The sequence below is a fragment of the Nostoc sp. genome, assembly GCF_036916985.1.
In the GTDB taxonomy this organism is placed as follows: Bacteria; Cyanobacteriota; Cyanobacteriia; order Cyanobacteriales; family Nostocaceae; genus Nostoc.
The window spans coordinates 163,223-180,751 of the sequence record NZ_JBALFD010000018.1; the positions used below are offsets into that span (position 1 = coordinate 163,223).

General features: G+C 39.6%; 11 protein-coding genes. 6 read left to right on the forward strand and 5 right to left on the reverse strand.

Translation table 11 applies throughout. The features are described from left to right. Positions 1-3 precede the first annotated feature (3 nt). Complete coding sequence (locus V7L07_RS06715; RefSeq protein ID WP_335056169.1) at positions 4-1,479, forward strand: hypothetical protein; 1,476 nt, start codon at positions 4-6, stop codon at positions 1,477-1,479. A gap of 2 nt (positions 1,480-1,481) precedes the next feature. On the opposite strand, the gene V7L07_RS06720 is transcribed toward V7L07_RS06715, so the two are convergent. Next, a complete protein-coding gene (locus V7L07_RS06720; protein ID WP_335056171.1) occupies positions 1,482-2,069 on the reverse strand; it encodes a Uma2 family endonuclease in 588 nt (195 codons plus the stop codon). 335 nt (positions 2,070-2,404) lie between these two features. On the opposite strand from V7L07_RS06720, the gene V7L07_RS06725 reads away from it, so the two are divergent. The 4 genes from V7L07_RS06725 (at position 2,405) to V7L07_RS06740 (ending at position 11,980) form a co-directional block, all read left to right on the forward strand. Further along, positions 2,405-3,835 (forward strand): hypothetical protein, encoded by a 1,431-nt coding sequence (locus V7L07_RS06725; protein WP_335056173.1) that lies wholly within the window; start codon positions 2,405-2,407, stop codon positions 3,833-3,835. Positions 3,836-4,156: 321 nt separating this feature from the next. Continuing rightward, a complete protein-coding gene (locus tag V7L07_RS06730; RefSeq protein ID WP_335056175.1) occupies positions 4,157-8,854 on the forward strand; it encodes a response regulator in 4,698 nt (1,565 codons plus the stop codon). Positions 8,855-9,399: 545 nt separating this feature from the next. Then, positions 9,400-9,561 (forward strand): hypothetical protein, encoded by a 162-nt coding sequence (locus V7L07_RS06735; RefSeq protein WP_335056177.1) that lies wholly within the window; start codon positions 9,400-9,402, stop codon positions 9,559-9,561. 355 nt (positions 9,562-9,916) lie between these two features. Next, positions 9,917-11,980: an ATP-binding protein gene (locus V7L07_RS06740; RefSeq protein ID WP_442936019.1), complete on the forward strand. Its 2,064-nt coding sequence runs from the start codon at positions 9,917-9,919 to the stop codon at positions 11,978-11,980. 54 nt (positions 11,981-12,034) lie between these two features. On the opposite strand, the gene V7L07_RS06745 is transcribed toward V7L07_RS06740, so the two are convergent. Beyond that, positions 12,035-12,451, reverse strand: a complete 417-nt coding sequence (locus tag V7L07_RS06745; protein WP_335056181.1) for an ATP-binding protein — start codon at positions 12,449-12,451, stop codon at positions 12,035-12,037. Positions 12,452-12,601: 150 nt separating this feature from the next. Here V7L07_RS06745 and V7L07_RS06750 point away from each other — a divergent pair, with 150 nt between their 5' ends. Next, on the forward strand, positions 12,602-13,792 hold the full coding sequence (locus tag V7L07_RS06750) for a SpoIIE family protein phosphatase (protein WP_335056183.1): 1,191 nt from the start codon (positions 12,602-12,604) through the stop codon (positions 13,790-13,792). Positions 13,793-13,923: 131 nt separating this feature from the next. On the opposite strand, the gene V7L07_RS06755 is transcribed toward V7L07_RS06750, so the two are convergent. From V7L07_RS06755 to V7L07_RS06765, 3 genes are all read right to left on the reverse strand, one after another. Continuing rightward, positions 13,924-14,250 (reverse strand): STAS domain-containing protein, encoded by a 327-nt coding sequence (locus V7L07_RS06755; protein WP_335056185.1) that lies wholly within the window; start codon positions 14,248-14,250, stop codon positions 13,924-13,926. A gap of 106 nt (positions 14,251-14,356) precedes the next feature. Further along, a complete protein-coding gene (locus V7L07_RS06760) occupies positions 14,357-15,070 on the reverse strand; it encodes a PIG-L deacetylase family protein (RefSeq protein WP_335056187.1) in 714 nt (237 codons plus the stop codon). Positions 15,071-15,116: 46 nt separating this feature from the next. Beyond that, complete coding sequence (locus V7L07_RS06765) at positions 15,117-17,123, reverse strand: glycosyltransferase (RefSeq protein WP_335056189.1); 2,007 nt, start codon at positions 17,121-17,123, stop codon at positions 15,117-15,119. Between the last annotated feature and the right edge of the window lie 406 nt (positions 17,124-17,529).

The window sequence follows — 17,529 nt, forward strand, 5'->3', positions numbered from 1 at the left end:
CTGATGACTATTCCAGAATCAATTAAACAATTCATTACATGGATACAAGGTTTTGACCATACAACAGGTTTAATACATACTAGATATAATTTAATAGAGAAAATTATCGGGCGCTATCCAGATTTCCAGGATGTTTTAGAAGAATACGATTTTGAGCCTTCTATAATGCGTGAAGGATATCGTTTAGTCGTTGTGAAACCAAAAGTTGCGATCGCCTGTAATTTACCCAAAGATTTTAGAGAAGGTAATTGTCAAATAGAGTTCAGTAGTATTCTTTTTAAATATCTAAAAATTCACTTAAATCATCAAGATATTTTGGGTCAATTAATGACTGGATTGCACACCCAGCCATGTTGGGGATGTCGTCGTTTTTTGAAACAGTTAGATAAAAATACTTTTCAAGTAAATTTGGGTCAAACAACAATCATTTTATCGAACTTAGAAGTAACAGAATTGTGTTTATGTATTGATGAAGTTTGCCAAGAATATAAAAGTTTAATAATAGAATTTGAAAATGCTTTAGAAACATGGGATTTTGAATTCGCCAAGCTTTCAGAAAATCGAGGTTTTGTCCTTTTTTCTGTAAGACAAGAATTATGGGGGTTGATGCAGCAGTTTGCTAATGAATTTGATTATACTAAAGGTAAGTCAGAATGGCATCTATTTCATAGAGAAAATAGATCAATTCGCGTGAGTCGAGGAATTCGCGATCATACATTTATTTTTCCAAAATTCGATAGCGACTTATCTTTATTGCCTCAAAATCAAATTCATATAATCTATGAGCTAAATGATCTTAATTTACAATCTATTGAGACAGAAAAATTTAGCTTATGGCACCAAGATATCGGTATACGAGGAACCTGGACGGCTAGGTATACCAAACAGTGGTTATTAGAAAAATATATTCCCAAAGTCATTAATTATTATTCAGAAACGTCTCAACTATCTGAAGCTGAATTGCTAGCCAAAATCACAAATTACACAAGTGAACGTGCGCTAATTAAGGAAATTGATCATATCAGTAATTTAGTACCTTATCTGCATGACATCCAATCTTGGCTATATATATATGTGGAAAATATTGCTGCTTCACTCTTGCAACCATATTATCAAGCCTATACAAATTTAGTGCGTAATACAGATTCTTCCATAATAGGTATAGACTATATTATCGGAAATTTACGGAGAGTTGAATGGAAAAATACGCAAGAAGAAAATTATAGTAATTTCACAGACTGGAAAAACTTAACTTTTAAATATGCGATAGATTGCTTAGATAAGCAAGTAACAAGAATCTATAATTGTGAATATGAAAATAGTTTAAATGCAGATTTAATAACTCGGATATTTATTTGGATTCTAGAAAATGGGAAAATTTCTTTTTCACAAGCTCAGTTAAGTGCTGGTAAACAGGCTTTGCTACCACTTTGGGAACAAAGTCGCTTTGAAATGCGCCATGTGTATTCTAATCGATAAAGCTACATAATCTGCTGTAAATTTAAGATAAATCCAGGTAGTACATTTTCTCCTGATAAACTAGCAGGATTGTCTAATATCTCTATATCTTTACCTGGACGATAAATTTCCACTCGCTTATTTTTACGGTCAATTAACCAGCCTAATTGAGTACCATTTTCGATATACTCCTGCATTTTCTCTTGCAATTCTTTCAAAGAATCAGTGCGAGAACGCAACTCTACTACAAAATCAGGACAAATCGGGGCAAAATTTTCTTGTTGTTCTGGAGTTAAAGCATTCCATCGCTCAATTTTCACCCAAGAAACATCAGGAGAACGCTCTGCACCATTGGGCAGGGTGAAACCAGTCGAAGAGTCAAAACCTTTGCCTAATTGAGTCTGTTTATTCCAGATTCCTAATTCAACAACCATATCAAAGTTACGGTTGCCAGTATCACTACCTGTAGGTGGCATAATTAACAATTCCCCTGATGCTGTGCGCTCAAATCGATAATCGCGGTTTTTCTGACACATCTGGAAAAATTGCTCATCAGTTAAGTCAATTTTCAATTTGAGTGTAGAAGGGAAAGTGCTTGTAGTGGCTTTCATAGGCTATTCTGAGCATCTTACTTTCTAGTGTAGTGCTGTGTGCGGTGCGATCGCACTCCATACAACTTTCAGATGCGAACTACACAGGCATAGTACAAGCGCTTAGAATTATCCTTCCCGTTGGCGTCAGCCTGCCATTATTTTCATGGGCTTTTCCGTATGACGTGAAAAGTCAGAGCTAATCATCCCTTCGTTTAGTAGCGTTTTTTTCCTTCCCATGTCTTAACAAGCATCTATTGTGGGCATCATAATCCCAAGCCCAATAAATATATCAGCTAGCAGCCAGGAAATTCTTTGGCAGCAAGTTTTTTATCTACAACTTATAGTATCAACCGATGGCAGATAGTTTTAGAGTTTATTTCTTTGTTTCTCGATCTAGTTTTTACACTGAGTTTATTTTGGGATGTCTACAGATTAAATTGGGATTAATTTGTAGCATCGGTATTTGGATATTATCAGAAGCTAAGTTACAAGCTACCCAAGCACATCAAAACTGGAAATTATTTTCAGAATTGACTGAGCGAGTTACCACAATGAAGAGTGCTGAGTTCCGAGTGCTGAGTGCTGAGTCAGTAGAGCAATACTCAAAGCTTACAACTCATAGAGAAGTCAGAGTTAGCACCAGAGCTTCTGACTTTACTAAGGGAGAACTGAACTTTGATGACTTAGAACTTTCAAGACCCCTTCCCTATCGATTACCCATTTTGATGGCAGCACCCGAAAACTTCAATCCTGATTTGCGATTACCGCCAGCGCTACCCGAACCAGCGCAGAATTCCAGCCCGCCAAAAAGTTCCACCGAATCAGGAAAGCCGGATGCTGTTTTAGAAAGTAGCCCACCAAAAACTTCCATAGAACCAAGAACACCGGATGCTGTTTTGGAAAGTATTGATACGGATTATCACTATGAGTCAGACAACTTTGGCCAAACTAATTTTTTCCTCGAACCAAAAATTCAGTTTCGATTGAGTAATGGCAATAAAATATTTTTTAGGACAGGTTTTAACTATTTTGGGCAACGCGGTGTTGAATCAATTACCAATTTTCCCTTGCAAGTTGGATGGCAAGGAAAAATTGGGCAAGTGACTCTGCAAACAGCAGCCGGGGTTGATATGTTCAATCGTTTACCCACAGCTATCAATCTAAATGCTAAGGTAGAGGCTCCCATTTTACCGCCGCAAGTTTCGACATCAGGTCAATTGCTATCGGCGGTAGTACTATCAGGTAATTTAGAACAAGGGCCTTATAAATCCAATATCCGAACTTTAGAAAATCAAATTACTGCTTGGCGATTTGGGCCTGATTTATTTTGGCAGATTGACCGTAACACCAGCTTGTTTTCATCATTGCGTTTAGGTAACTACAACGATGGTAATTCTGATGTGCAGTCTTTTAGCCGATTAGAGCGCAAGTTCGGACAATTTTCTCTGGCAGCTAACTTATTCACTTGGAGTTTCGATCGCGATTTAGAACGCACAAGCGGCTACTTTTCTCCACCAGACTTCCTAGTTTACAACGGTGAGGTGGCTTGGGAAGGAGATATTGCTAATTTCTTACGCTGTCGCCTCGCTGCCAACTTAGGACGGCAGCGACTTAAAGGAGAATTTGACAATGCTAATACTTATCAAACACGCTGTACGGTAAAGCTGTCGCCCAATATAGAAGCAGACTTGGGCTATAGCTTTAGTAATGTCCGCAATCAAGAAACCGGGGGAAGTTCCTACGGTAGTGATTCTTTGACAGGACAGTTGCGGGTCAAATTTTAGGAGGCAGGGGGCAGGAGGCAGGAGGCAGGGGGCAGGAGGCAGGGGGCAGGAGGCAGGGGGCAGGAGGCAGGAGGCAGGAGGCAGGGGGCAGGAGGCAGGGGGCAGGAGGCAGGGGGCAGGAGGCAGGGGGCAGGAGGCAGGGGGCAGGAGACAAGCCCTTAAAAATACATCATATTTAGATAAATGAGATACAAAATTTAATTAAAAGTCATATACCAAGAGATTTTTAGCCCTATTCCCTATTCCCTACTCCCTATTCCCTGCTGTAATTCAAAATCTAAAATCCAAAATCTAAAATCCAAAATGGTATAAGGCTGAAGAATGAAAGCACCATTACCTGATAACGAAACACAGCGAATCGAATCTCTTTTGCAGTATAAGATTCTCGATACTCCAACGGAAGCTGCCTTTGACGACCTTACCCGTTTAGCCTCATATATTTGTGGGACTCCCATTGCCTTAATCAGTCTAATTGATACTAATCGTCAGTGGTTCAAGTCAAAAGTTGGTTTGGATGCTCTAGAAACACCCAGAGATGTGGCATTCTGCGCCCATGCTATTATGAAGCCTGAAATTTTTGTTGTGCCTAATGCAACAGAAGATGAAAGGTTTGCGACAAACCCGTTTGTTACCTCCGCTCCAAATGTTCGGTTTTATGCGGGTGTACCGCTGACTAACCCCGAAGGATATGCGCTAGGAACCCTTTGTGTAATTGACCATGTACCAAGAAACCTCTCTCCAGAACAAATTGAAGCACTACGAATTTTAGGCCGCCAGGTAATTAAGCAACTAGAAATGCGGCGCAGTTTAGCAAGTTTGGTTTTAGCAAGTGATGCCCGCAAACAGGCGCAGAAGACACGCAAAGAATTTTTTAAAAAAGTTGCCGCCGGGTTTGGATTGGCATTGGCAATTTTAGTCTTGATTGGCACGATTTCGTATCAAAGTACGCAAGTGTTAATTCATTCTAGTAAGAAGTTGAACAATACCCAATTGACAATCAACAACTTGCAAGAACTGCTTTCTAACATCAAGGATGCGGAAACGGGACAACGCGGTTACATACTCACTAAACAGGATGCATATCTAAAACCATATCAGAGAGCAATTGCCAAACTTGCTCCTGAAATTAAGGAGCTAAGAAAATTAACAGCAGATGATTCTAGGCAACTGAGTCAACTCAATACCCTTGAGCCCTTAATTGCAGTAAAACTGAACGAACTGAAAAAGACTATCAACTTACGCCAGAATTTAGGATTAGATGCTGCATTGGAGGTAATAAATACAAATCAGGGAAATAACTTAATGAGTGATATCCGCAATATCATTCGTGAGATGGAAAAGAAAGAGACAGAAGAACTTCAGCAGCAGTTAAAAATCACCAAAAATAGTGCCCGCAATACTCTTTTGATGCAGGCGATCGCAATTAGCCTAAGTTTTCTGATTTTGGCTACAGTCTACTACTTTATCTATCGTGAGGCAAAAGAGCGGAAATTAACAGAGGAAACACTGAAAAAAGAACGCAACTTTATCTCAGCAGTTCTGGATACAACCAGCGCTTTGGTTATAGTTCTTGACTCTAAAGGGCAAATCGTTCGCTTCAATCAAGCTTGTGAACAAACCACTGGTTATTCATTTGATGAAGTGAAAGGAAGGCGTTTCTGGAATCTGTTTCTCATTCCTGAAGAGATAGAGCCGGTGAGAGCAGTTTTTGAGGAGTTACGAATCGGTGAAGTCCTTAAAAAATACGAAAACTATTGGGTAACGAAAGATGGCAGTCGGCGGCTGATTTCTTGGGCTAACACTACCTTACGAGACTATGAGGGCAACGTTGAATACGTTGTTGGCACAGGTATTGATATCAGCGATGTCTTTGAGGAACTGCGCTTACGCAAACGAACTGAACAGCATCTAAAAGCAGAGTATGCTACAACTCGCGTTTTAGCAGAGTCAACGACAATCAACGAAGCCATGCCCCAAATTCTGCAAGGAATCTGCGAAAGTTTGGGATGGGATTTAAGTGAATTTTGGATGGTAGATCGGCGAGCAAATCTACTGTCCCTGTCAAATTCATGGTATGAAACTTCGCTGCAAATGCAAGAATTTGATATCCTCAGTCGGCAGACCACATTTACCCCAGGAATTGGGCTGCCTGGCCGTGTCTGGGCTAGTGTTGAACCTGTATGGATTGCTGATGTTGTTAAAGATCAGAATTTCATCCGCTCTGAAATCGCTGTCCAAGCAGAACTACATGGAGCTTTTGGTTTTCCGATTCGCAGTGGGAAAAAAATCATTGGTGTCATTACCTGCTTTAGCCATGAGATCCAGCAAGCTGATCCAAATTTGGCAAAAGTCATGAATTCGATTGGTGAACAAGTAGGGCAGTTTATCGAGCGCAAGCAGGCAGAAGAAGAACTCCAACGCCAAAACTTGCGATCGCAACTATTTACTGAAATCACCCTCAAGATTCGTCAGTCTTTGCAAATCAAAGAAATTCTCCAAATCACTGTTACTGAAGTCCAAAAAATTCTCCATAGCGATCGCGTTTTAATTTATCAACCTTTAACAGATGGATCTGGAACCACTCTTGTTGAGGCAGTAGTTTCTGGCTGGCTGGCAATCAAAGAGAAAAAGTTCACCGATGCTTACTTTGAAGCCGAATACATACAGCAGTACTATCTACAGCAGTACCGTCAAAAACGGAATCTGGGGCTTGCTGACTTAGATATAGTTGAAGCCCAAAAAAACCATATCGAATTACTGCAACAATTTGGAGTCAAGTCTAATTTAGTCATACCCCTGCTTGTCAAAGAAGAACTCTGCGGTTTACTGATTGTCCATCAGTGTAGCAGTACCCGCCACTGGTCTAGCTTTGAAACTCATCTTTTACGGCAAATTGCTGACCAAGTAGGTATTGCTTTAGCCCAAGCCCAAATGTTAAATGCAGAAACTCAACAGCGCCGAGAACTGGAAATTGCCCGACAACAAGCTGAATTAGCTTCTCAAACCAAAAGTGCCTTTTTAGCCAATATGAGCCACGAAATTCGGACTCCGATGAATGCTGTGTTGGGGATGACAGGCTTAATGTTAGAAACTCCCTTAAACTCAGAGCAACGGGATTTTATTGAAACAATTCGCATTAGTGGGGACGCTCTCTTAAGTCTAATCAACGAAATTTTGGATCTGTCCAAACTTGAGGCTGGGGAGATGATACTAGAAACTCTAGATTTTGACTTATCTACCTGTGTAGAAGAGGTGTTGGAATTATTGGCTCCCCCAGCCCACAATAAAGCATTAGAAATTGCAGCGTTAATTTATCCCAACGTCCCTACCTACCTCCAAGGCGATGCTGGCCGCCTACGGCAAATTCTGATGAATCTGATCAGCAATGCGATCAAGTTCACCAGCGATGGAGAGGTAGTATTACGAGCAGAATTGCGATCGCAAACCTCTACTACAGCTACCATTTATTTTGCCGTCATAGATACCGGTCTTGGCATTACCTCTGAAGACCAATCCAAACTCTTTAAGCCATTTACCCAAGTAGATGCTTCCACCACCCGTAAATATGGCGGCACAGGTTTGGGATTAGCCATCTGCAAGCAACTGGTAAACTTGATGGGAGGAGAAATGGGCGTAGAAAGTCGATTCGGGAAAGGATCTAAATTTTGGTTTGAAGTGACTCTCGCCAAGCAACTTTACCCTATTTCCTCAGAAGTCGATCCCGAACTTTTGCTCAATCGGCGCTTATTAGTGGTGGATGATAATGCTACTAATCGTAAAATCATTCACCATCAAGCTACCCGTTGGGGGATGCTGGTAGATCAGGCGGCTTCGGCTACTACTGGTCTTAAAGCTATTCATGAGGCTGCCAAGCGAAAAAATCCCTATGACATTGCTGTGATTGATATGCAGATGCCAGAAATAGATGGCATGACTCTAGGAGAACAAATTAAGGCAAATCTCGCGATCGCTGGGCTACCTTTGATTATGCTTACCTCTACTAATCAACGCGATGAAATCCAGCGATCGCTAAAAATAGGATTTGCGGCTTATTTAGTCAAACCTATTAAGCCATCCCGACTCCTCGATACCATCATAACTATCTTAGGAAGGCAGCTAGAAGAAAAGGAGATAGAAGGCAGAATTCAGGATTTCAAACTGAAAAATTCTGAGAACAAGAGTAACTATCATTCTCCTAACCCCCGACTCCTGGCTCCTAATTCTCATAAATTAAGAATTCTCTTAGCCGAAGATAATTTGGTGAATCAAAAAGTTGCTTTGAAGCAACTCCAAAGCCTTGGTTATAGTGCTGATGTTGCTGGCAATGGCAAAGAAGTTTTGCAGTTATTAAAACAAATTCCCTACGATTTAATTCTGATGGATTGCCAAATGCCAGTTCTCGACGGTTTAGAAACGACAAAAGAAATTCATCGTTGGCAAGAAAGCAGCTTCGTCAGTGGTCGCCGTCCTGTGGTAATTGCGATGACAGCTAATGCCATGAAAGAAGACCAACAAATGTGTCTAGATGCCGGCATGGACGACTATCTGAGCAAGCCAGTAATTAAAGAAAAATTGGCTGCGGCGCTACAGCGTTGGGGAAGTCTGATATTCATGGTAAAAGAAACATCTGTCAAAGAGCAGACAGTTTCTACAACAGATATCGATTCAGTTGACCTCCTAATTGATTGGGAACGCTTACATCAACTCTCAGAAAATAATCCAGAATTTGAATTAGAACTACTGCAAATATTTGTTGAAGATATTCAACCTCGTCTAGAGTTAATTAAAATAGCGATCGCAACTCATAACTTTGAGCAAATAGCACAAGAAACCCATCAAATTAAAGGTGCTAGTGCCAATATGGGAGTTACAACCATGCATCTAGCAGCAGAAAAATTAGAACAACTAGCTTATAACCAAGAGCGTCGAGGTACTAGTAACTTAATCTTAGAGTTAGAAGACTTTGTTAAACACATCCAAAAATTCTTGAACTATAAAAATAGTAACGCCAAAACATGAAAAAATAATAATGCGTAAAATCTGTGTCTAGTGCGGTGCGGTGCGAGTGCAATACTTGTCGGGTTTTGGGGAAAAGGTGAAGGGGAAAGGGGAAAGAAAAAACCTTTAACCTTTTCCCAAAACCCAATTCCGAGTTAAAAATGCAAAACCCGAGCAGTATTTGGTGTGAGTGCAACCCCCACAGATTGAAATTCGATTTTACTTTCAACCCGACTCAGCGAGTTTAATGAAAACGGATCTACAGCATAAGTTCAACAGGTCAAGTTTTTTCTAAATCAGCATCCAAATAAACATTTAAAAAATATAGCTTATAGTTCAATACGCTTGGGTTAAGGCTAAAACTCTTTATCAAAGCCAATTTTTTTAACGTAGACGCGGAGCGGCTTGCCGCAGGCTACCACAGAGACGCAGAGGAAACAGAGAGAAGAAAAAAATGCTTAACTGAACTGTATTGGGTTATAGTTATGACCATACTGTGAACAAATCTCAAAAATTAGCGCTGGCGCGAGCAAAAGCTGTACAACAAGCACTAATTAAATTAGGTATTGAGCCATCTCGTTTACAAGTCAACCGAATATTTAGAGAAAATTCGTCAAATGTATCAATTCACCGATCAAGCTAATATATTAGACACATACATAATTTCAGCTAAAACTGGCAGTAATGTTGATAAAATATTTCAATCTTTAGCCAATCGGCTAATTTAGTAAGATGGACTCATTCTTGACAAAGCTATTATCTATATGTGGTATTGAATATTTAATAATTGATGAAAATTTCAAAATTCTAGAGATGTCTTTGGGAGCAAATCATTTTGCTGATGTTCCTAATGAAGTGAATTTTGGTCAGGATATTAGGATTGTGTTTCCCGAATTAGAGGGACTTGAAGATATTTTCGATGCAATTCGACACGGAGAGCAAGATAATTTTGAATTAAAGGGAATTATGCGATCGCAAGATTCAGATTCTCCCTTGTATATTGATATTCGGATTACTAATAATATCCAAGAAGACAATTCTAGGAATCGAATCATCATTGTTGTCGAAGATGCAACAGAACGGATGGTTCTTGAGCAATCTTTGTTTCAAGGTGCAAATGAAGCAAATCTTTTGCTACGTAACTTAAAGGCTTCTAAACAATATATTGACCAAATTGTGACATCAATGGCAGACGCTTTGTTAGTTACCACACTATCAGGCCAGATAAAAAAAATCAATTATGCTGCACAAATTTTATTGCAATACAACGAGGCGGAACTAATTGGACAATCTATCACAAAAGTTATTAGAGAAGTGAATAACTATCCACTGATAGTTGCAGATATAGAATGTATTGATATATCTAACAGTCAAGACATAAATACTTTAGTAAAAGAGGTAGAAACCGTTTGCTATACCAAAAGTGGTAAAACAATTCCTGTAGCTTTCTCATCCTCAATAGTCAAAACAGAAATTGAACATTTTCAAGGTTATGTTTACATTTTGCGAGACATCACTGAACGAAAACAGGCAGAACTTGCTAAACAGGAATTCTTAGCAATGATTAGCCATGAAGTTCGGACTCCGATCGCATCAGTAAGTGGTATGGCTAGTTTGTTGCTATATACTGAATTGACTGCTGAACAGAAAGATTTTGTTGAAACCATTTATACAAATGGAAATTCCTTACTCAAAATTATTAACGATTTCCTTGATTTCTCTAAAATTCAATCTGGCCACTTAGAACTAGAAGCAGAACCTTTTGCTTTGCGAAATTGCATTCATGAGGCTCTTTATATGCTTGCGCCGACAGCTAGAGAAAAAGGTTTAAAACTCACATTTTTAGATACTCCTGAGCTTCCTACTACGATTGTGGGAGATATCACCAGACTGCGCCAAATCTTGATTAATTTAATCAGTAATGCGATTAAATTTACCGAAACTGGAAGCATAGAAGTTTCAGTTACAACCCGCAAGAATAGCGATATTAATCATTCTGCTGTAAATATTGACGAAATTCAGTTTAGTGTTAAAGATACAGGCATTGGAATTCCACGCGATCGCCTGGAGCGTTTATTTAAAGCTTTCAGTCAAGTTAACTCCTCCATTAATCGACAGTATGGCGGTACTGGGTTAGGTCTTGCCATCTGCAAGCAACTGTGCGAGTTAATGGGTGGCAGAATTTGGGTTGAAAGTGAGCTTAGTGTAGGTAGCACATTTTACTTTACGATTGCCGCCTCTGTTGTTCCAGAGGAATCAGCAACAGCCAATACTGTCTTCTGTGCGATCGAGTCTCCCCAAGTGAAGCAACTGGCCTCCAAGAGTCAGGAGTTATTCAGCGTCCCCGATTCTTCCCCGTCTCCTGAATTCCATAAATTAAGAATTCTTTTAACTGAAGATAATTTGGTAAATCAGAAAATAGCCTTGAAGCAACTCCAAAGCCTCGGCTACAGTGCTGATGTCGCTAATAATGGGAAAGAAGCGTTGCAGCTATTAGAAAAAGTTCCTTACGATTTGATTCTGATGGATTGCCAAATGCCGTTTCTCGACGGTTTGGAAACCACAAAACAAATTCACCGTTGGCAAGAAAGCAGCTTTGCTAGTGGTCGTCGTCCGGTAGTAATTGCGATGACAGCTAATGCGATGAAACAAGACAAACAAATATGTCTAGATGCCGGAATGGACGACTATTTGAGCAAGCCGGTGATGAAAGAAGATTTGGCGGCGACGCTTGAGCATTGGAAAAATGTCATATTCAGAGCAAAAGAAACAGATACCACAGAGCAGACAGTTTCTACAACAAATGTAGATTTAGTTGACCTCCCAATTGATTGGGAACGCTTGCATCAACTTTCAGAAAACAACCCAGAATTTGAATTAGAACTACTGCAAATGTTTGTTGAAGATATTGAACCTCGTCTAGAGATCATAAAAATAGCGATCGCAACTCATGACTTTAAGCAAATAGCGCTCCAAATACATCAAATTAAAGGTTCGAGTGCCAATATGGGAATCACAACTATGCGTCTAGCAGCAGAAAAAATAGAACAACTAGCTTACGGCCAAGAGCGTCGAGGTACAACTGACTTAATCGTAGAGTTAGAAGAGTTTCTTAAACGTATCCAAGAATTTTTAATTAGGAGTTAGGAGTTAGGAGTTAGGAGTTATTACCCACATTCCCTACACCTATCATCGGCATCTTTAATAAGATTTACTAATAAATAAACAGTAACGATTATCTCCTGTCGGCTCATAACTCAACTTGTCGGCAATGGCGGACATGATTTTTAAACCCCGCCCGCGCTCTTGCTCATTTTCTTCAAATTCAGATGTTTGACGCAATTTTTTTTCTAAGTCGAAGGGTTCGCCTTGAGACCAGATGCGAATTTCTATGTATTCATCTAACCGCACAGCTTCTATCTCAATGGGAGTTTCAATAGGTAAATTTTTGTGGGCATGTTCAACAATGTTAGTAAAGCCTTCTATAATCAGCGTTTGACATTGCCACCAAATTTGTTTATCAAGAATAGGTGGTTGATTAATCTGCTCAAACCAAGATAAAACTTGAGGTGAAGCTTTCAGGTCTGTGTTAACTTGGAGATAAATTTTCTTATTCACTTCTTAACTAATAAAATATTTTAAAATCATCATATTCGTTAATTAATTTATTAATTTGAGTAATTTTACTATACATTAAAATCTGAATTTCATATAACTTGAATTAAAGCAACTATATTACCGATAATTTTACTTCATAAAGTCTAATCTATGTTTAAAATTCTAGTTATTGATGATGACCCGACAGTGCGAGCAGTACTGAAAAGCACACTCCAAAGGCAGGGTTATGATACTACTGTAGCCAGCAATGGCGAAGAAGGAATTATACAAGCACAAAGGCTACATCCTGCTTTGATTATCTGTGATTGGATGATGTCTCAGGTAGATGGGCTAGAAGTGTGTCGTCGAATTAGAACAGATCCAGAATTAGCAACTACTTTTTTTATTCTATTGACGGCTAGAGGAGCAGCTAGAGGAGAGGAGGAAGATAGAGTTAGGGGACTTGACGCTGGAGCGGATGAGTTTATCTCTAAACCAATAGAGATGAATGAATTGAAAGCACGGGTAAGAGCAGGACTAAGGTTACACCAGCTAAATCAGGATTTACAAAGTCAAAAGCGAGTTTTGGAGACATTAAATCAGGATTTGCAAACTCAAAAGCAAATTTTGGAAGCAGAATTATCTGAGGCTGCTGCTTATGTGCGATCGCTTTTACCCTCACCACTTGTAGGATCGGTAACTACAGAAAATCTGTTTATTCCCTCAGCACAACTAGGGGGTGATTGCTTCGACCATCATTGGATTGACGAGGATCATTTGGCAATTTATTTGTTGGATGTATCAGGTCATGGGGTGGGTTCAGCCCTTCTATCTGTATCGGTGCTAAATGTTTTGAGATCGCAATCTCTACCTAACACTAACTTTTGTCAACCAAGTGAAGTTTTGAAAGCACTCAATCATGCCTTCCAAATGAAGAAGCATGGTGATAAATACTTCACAATCTGGTATGGAGTTTATCACCGCCTAAAACGTCAACTCATTTATGCTAACGCCGGACATCCACCAGGTTTATTGTTATCTAATACCTCTACAAACAGCATTGAAGTTAAACAACTAATTTCTTTAGATTTACCAATTGGCTTTTTACCGGAAGTCCAATTTGAGGATGCTGCTTTTGAGGTTGAGGCAAACAGCACTCTATACATCTTTAGTGATGGTGCTTATGAAATTAATCAGTCAGATGGTACAATTTGGGGTATTGATGCTTTCATTGACTTACTAACCAAATATAGTCAGAAAGATACTTGTAATCTTAATCAACTATTAGCGAAGATTCTCACCTTAAATAACCAAGATAATCTTGATGATGATTTATCTTTAGTAAAAGTTAACTTTGGTTAGTATAGTCAAAGACAGCAGGGAATAGGGAATAGGGTTGAAAGTCTCTTGATATATGCTTTTTTACTAAATTTTGTACCTCATTTACCTAAAATATGCTGTATACAGCTTGAAATTTGGCATTGTCTAGCAGCTTACTGTATTGCCAATACTTGGCGATTGAAGTCATCTTGATCGGCAAAGCTTTGAAAAATTCTATCCATTTTAGTCAATTCAAATAACATTCTGACTTGATCGCTGATCGAACAAACAAACAGTTTGCTATTAGTAGCTCTTACCATTTGCATTGCCGATACCAAAGCACCTAAACCAGAGCTATCAATAAACTTTACTTCTTTCATATCAAGCAACAAAACATCGGCTCCGGCTGCCAGAATATCGCTAACTTCACGACGTAATTCATTACCTCTAATACCATCTAAAATTCCAGACAATTCTAGTATTTTTACACTCAAACTCATGGTTGTATTTTCCTATTTTCTGGCTTGAGAACTATGTATTTATATTTTGGCATTGACATCAGGTAAACCGCAATAGATAGAGCAATGCTTTTGTGTTGGTATGCATTTAGCTCTGGTTTACTACTTGGGGATTGCTATTATTTGCTATGGCAGTAAAAAAGCTAGCATCAACCCATTGCCGAGAAATTTCAAAAGCTTCAAAATAGCCATCTTTTTGACCTAATTCTCGTGCCCAAAAGCGCGATAAAACCAGTATGGCATCAAGCTGCATAAATGCTTTATTTAACTCTGATTCATAACAACCAATAGCTGCAACTTTTTCTTCAATTACAGAGGTGATGTCTACAAAAAAATTGGGTTCAAAACCACGTAAGAAAACAGGCGGTGCTGAATACCATAGAGGTATGTTTTTGCGGGTAGCAACATTAGAAACTGCGATCGCACATACTTCATGATCTCTATGTCCATATTTTTCTGGTTGTGGTGCGTGGGTAATAATCAAATCGGGTTGCCAACGTCCCAGAGCTTCTTCAGTAACTTTTATTACTGCTTGGGTTGAGAAGTTGCACTCTTCAAGTGCATGAAACTCGTAAGTTGCACCGATAATTTTACCCGCTGCATCTGCTTCTTGATGACGTGTACCTTTAATCGGCGAACTAGAAAGACCGCCATCAGTCAAAATTAAGCAATGAACATTCCATCCTGCTTTAGACATCAAACTGAGAGTACCAGCAGCAGGTAGAACTTCATCATCAGCATGAGCATAAATTGTTAAGACATTTCGCTGACTAGAGTTGTTTAAGTCTGAATAAGTGTTCATAGCTGTTTTTTATAGATTGAATTTGCAAGTAAATCAGCACTCTTAATTAGGCCTCTTTTGGAGGTTGCCAAACAGAGGCGCGGATGATAGCCGACAAAAGCAATAAGTTATAGATAGCCCATGCACCATTGAGTAAGTGAACGCCAGGATAATTCAGATGACCAATTGCAAATTTATAAAGACTCCATAATATTCCTAAAATGGTCAAGATAAAGACAACTAATTGTGGCCAAACCAGCCGGAGATAAATGCCAGATTGCCGTTGCTTAGGTGTGACTTGAAAATTGAGTTTTTGTCCTGTAAATACACTCCATACAGCTTGGATTAATAAGGGGAATAAAGCGATCGCATATTGTTCAGAGCGCCAAACTTCTCTAGCTGGAATACCCCAAGTGGCTGATATAAAAGTCAGACGGTTGATAATAAAAGCGGGAAAAAAGTGTAAGGCAAAGTCAGGACCATAAGTTTTAACTGGAATAATATCCGTAAAAAAATAGATAATTGGACAAGAAATAAAAATCAAAGTTGCAAAACCAGAAAAATAGCTATACATCGTCTTAAAATAGTGCAACCTTTGCCAAAAACTTAGTCCTGGTTTGGTGAGCGGGTTTTCTCTCAATAGCACTTGGATAGTTCCTTGTGCCCAACGTAGTCGCTGTTTCAGAGTAGAACTCAGGTCATCTGGTGCTAAACCTTCTGCTAGAAGTTCATTATGATAAATAGATTTCCATCCAGCACCATGCAGACGCATCGCTGTATTCATATCTTCTGTAATACTGTTGCTGGATACGCCACCAATTAATTGAAATTCATTCAGACGTTTTTCATCTTTGGCAAACTCATCAGCAAAATGTTGTAGTCCCACACTAATCAGTGCTTCTCGCCTCAGAATCGCATTTGTGCCTGTATAAAAAGCGGCATTCATGCCATCTTTACCTTGTTGAAGTGGCCCATAAAACAAATTTGCTTGATGTCCAAAAGGATCGCCTGGAGGAATATTGTAAAAATCTTGGCGGGTCTGAACAAAAGCAATTTGATTCTGTTCGTATTTACCTGTGAAAAGATTATAGGTATAGAAATAAGGCAGAACTCGCTTGAGAAATTGTGGTTTAGGAATATGGTCAGCATCTAGGGTAAGAAGAAACTGTCCTGAAGTTTCTCCCGAAAAAATCGCATAATTGAGATTACCCGCTTTCGCATGATGCGGTACACCAGCTGGTTTGGGACGAGCAATGTAGCGAAAACGAGCGAGTTCAACTAGTTCTATTTCTTTTTTGCTAATAGCTTCTTGTAAGGCTTTGCTTTCGCTCATTAGGCGTTCGCGTAGCGTCTTTGCAGGAGAATCGCTAATAGTATGATGTTCGGGAGGTAGCCAAAGAATTAACTGACGTAGACTTTGCACAAATCCAGCAGCAGAATCCTTAACTACTGATTTTGATGATGCTTGCAGCCATTGTTCAGCAGCTTGAGCATTAGTTGTGAGATTTTCCAGCTGCTTCAAGCGCTCGAACAAATAAGAGCGTTCTGCATCAATTCGCACTACTTCTTTCTGTAATTGTGCAGACTGCAAATCCTGAATACACAATCTTTCGGTCATCGCTCGCATATCAGCCGAGTTACCATCATCCAGCACATAAACGCGTAACCTTATGGGTGGATAATCCATTGCTAGGGCGGCTTTAGCAGTTTCTTCGACAATTTCCGGTGGCTCGTTGTAGCAGGTTACAAACACATCCACTGTTGGCCAGTCGGCTCTGGGTATAGGTGGAGTCATTTGGTCGAGAGACTTAATTTGTCGGACTAAGGGTCGCCATAAGCCAATTACAAACATTACGCCACCGAAATAGCTATAAATCTCTGCTATCAGCAAAGGAATAGAAATCCAGAGGGCATCAAAATTGATGGAGTGGGTGATGCGCCATTGCAAATACCAGATGCCAAAAATTAAATTGATTTCTGCTAGATAACGAAATAACAGGGTTCTTTTTTTGAGTAATGAGCGGCTGTTACCGGAAAAGTTTGCGGAATTATCAATAATAGAAGCTGAAGTCATTTGAGTACCGATAGTTAATGTATCTGCATCCCCCTCAAAATAAGTATTCCCTAGTTCAATTTGTAACTAACAACTTATTCTCGATTAACCCAAAATTGGCATTGCTGAATTGAGGTATAAATCGGATGTAAGGGACTGACAATTAACAATTCAAAATTCAAAATTCAAAATTAAAGAAATTTCAGACGTTCGCGTAGCGTCTCGTAGAGAAGAGAAGTGCCTTGCGCGGGTTCCCCGCGTTGTGGCAACTGACGCTCCTCCGTCGCTCATAGCGTTGCCATGCCGTTGGCGGAGCCTCTCGTAGAGAAGGCTTTACGCTAGCGCTAACGGGGGATTTAGCGAGAAACGCGGTCTTGGGCAAAGCCCAAGTGGAGCGATTTCTCAAGACAAACCCCGACTGAAATGG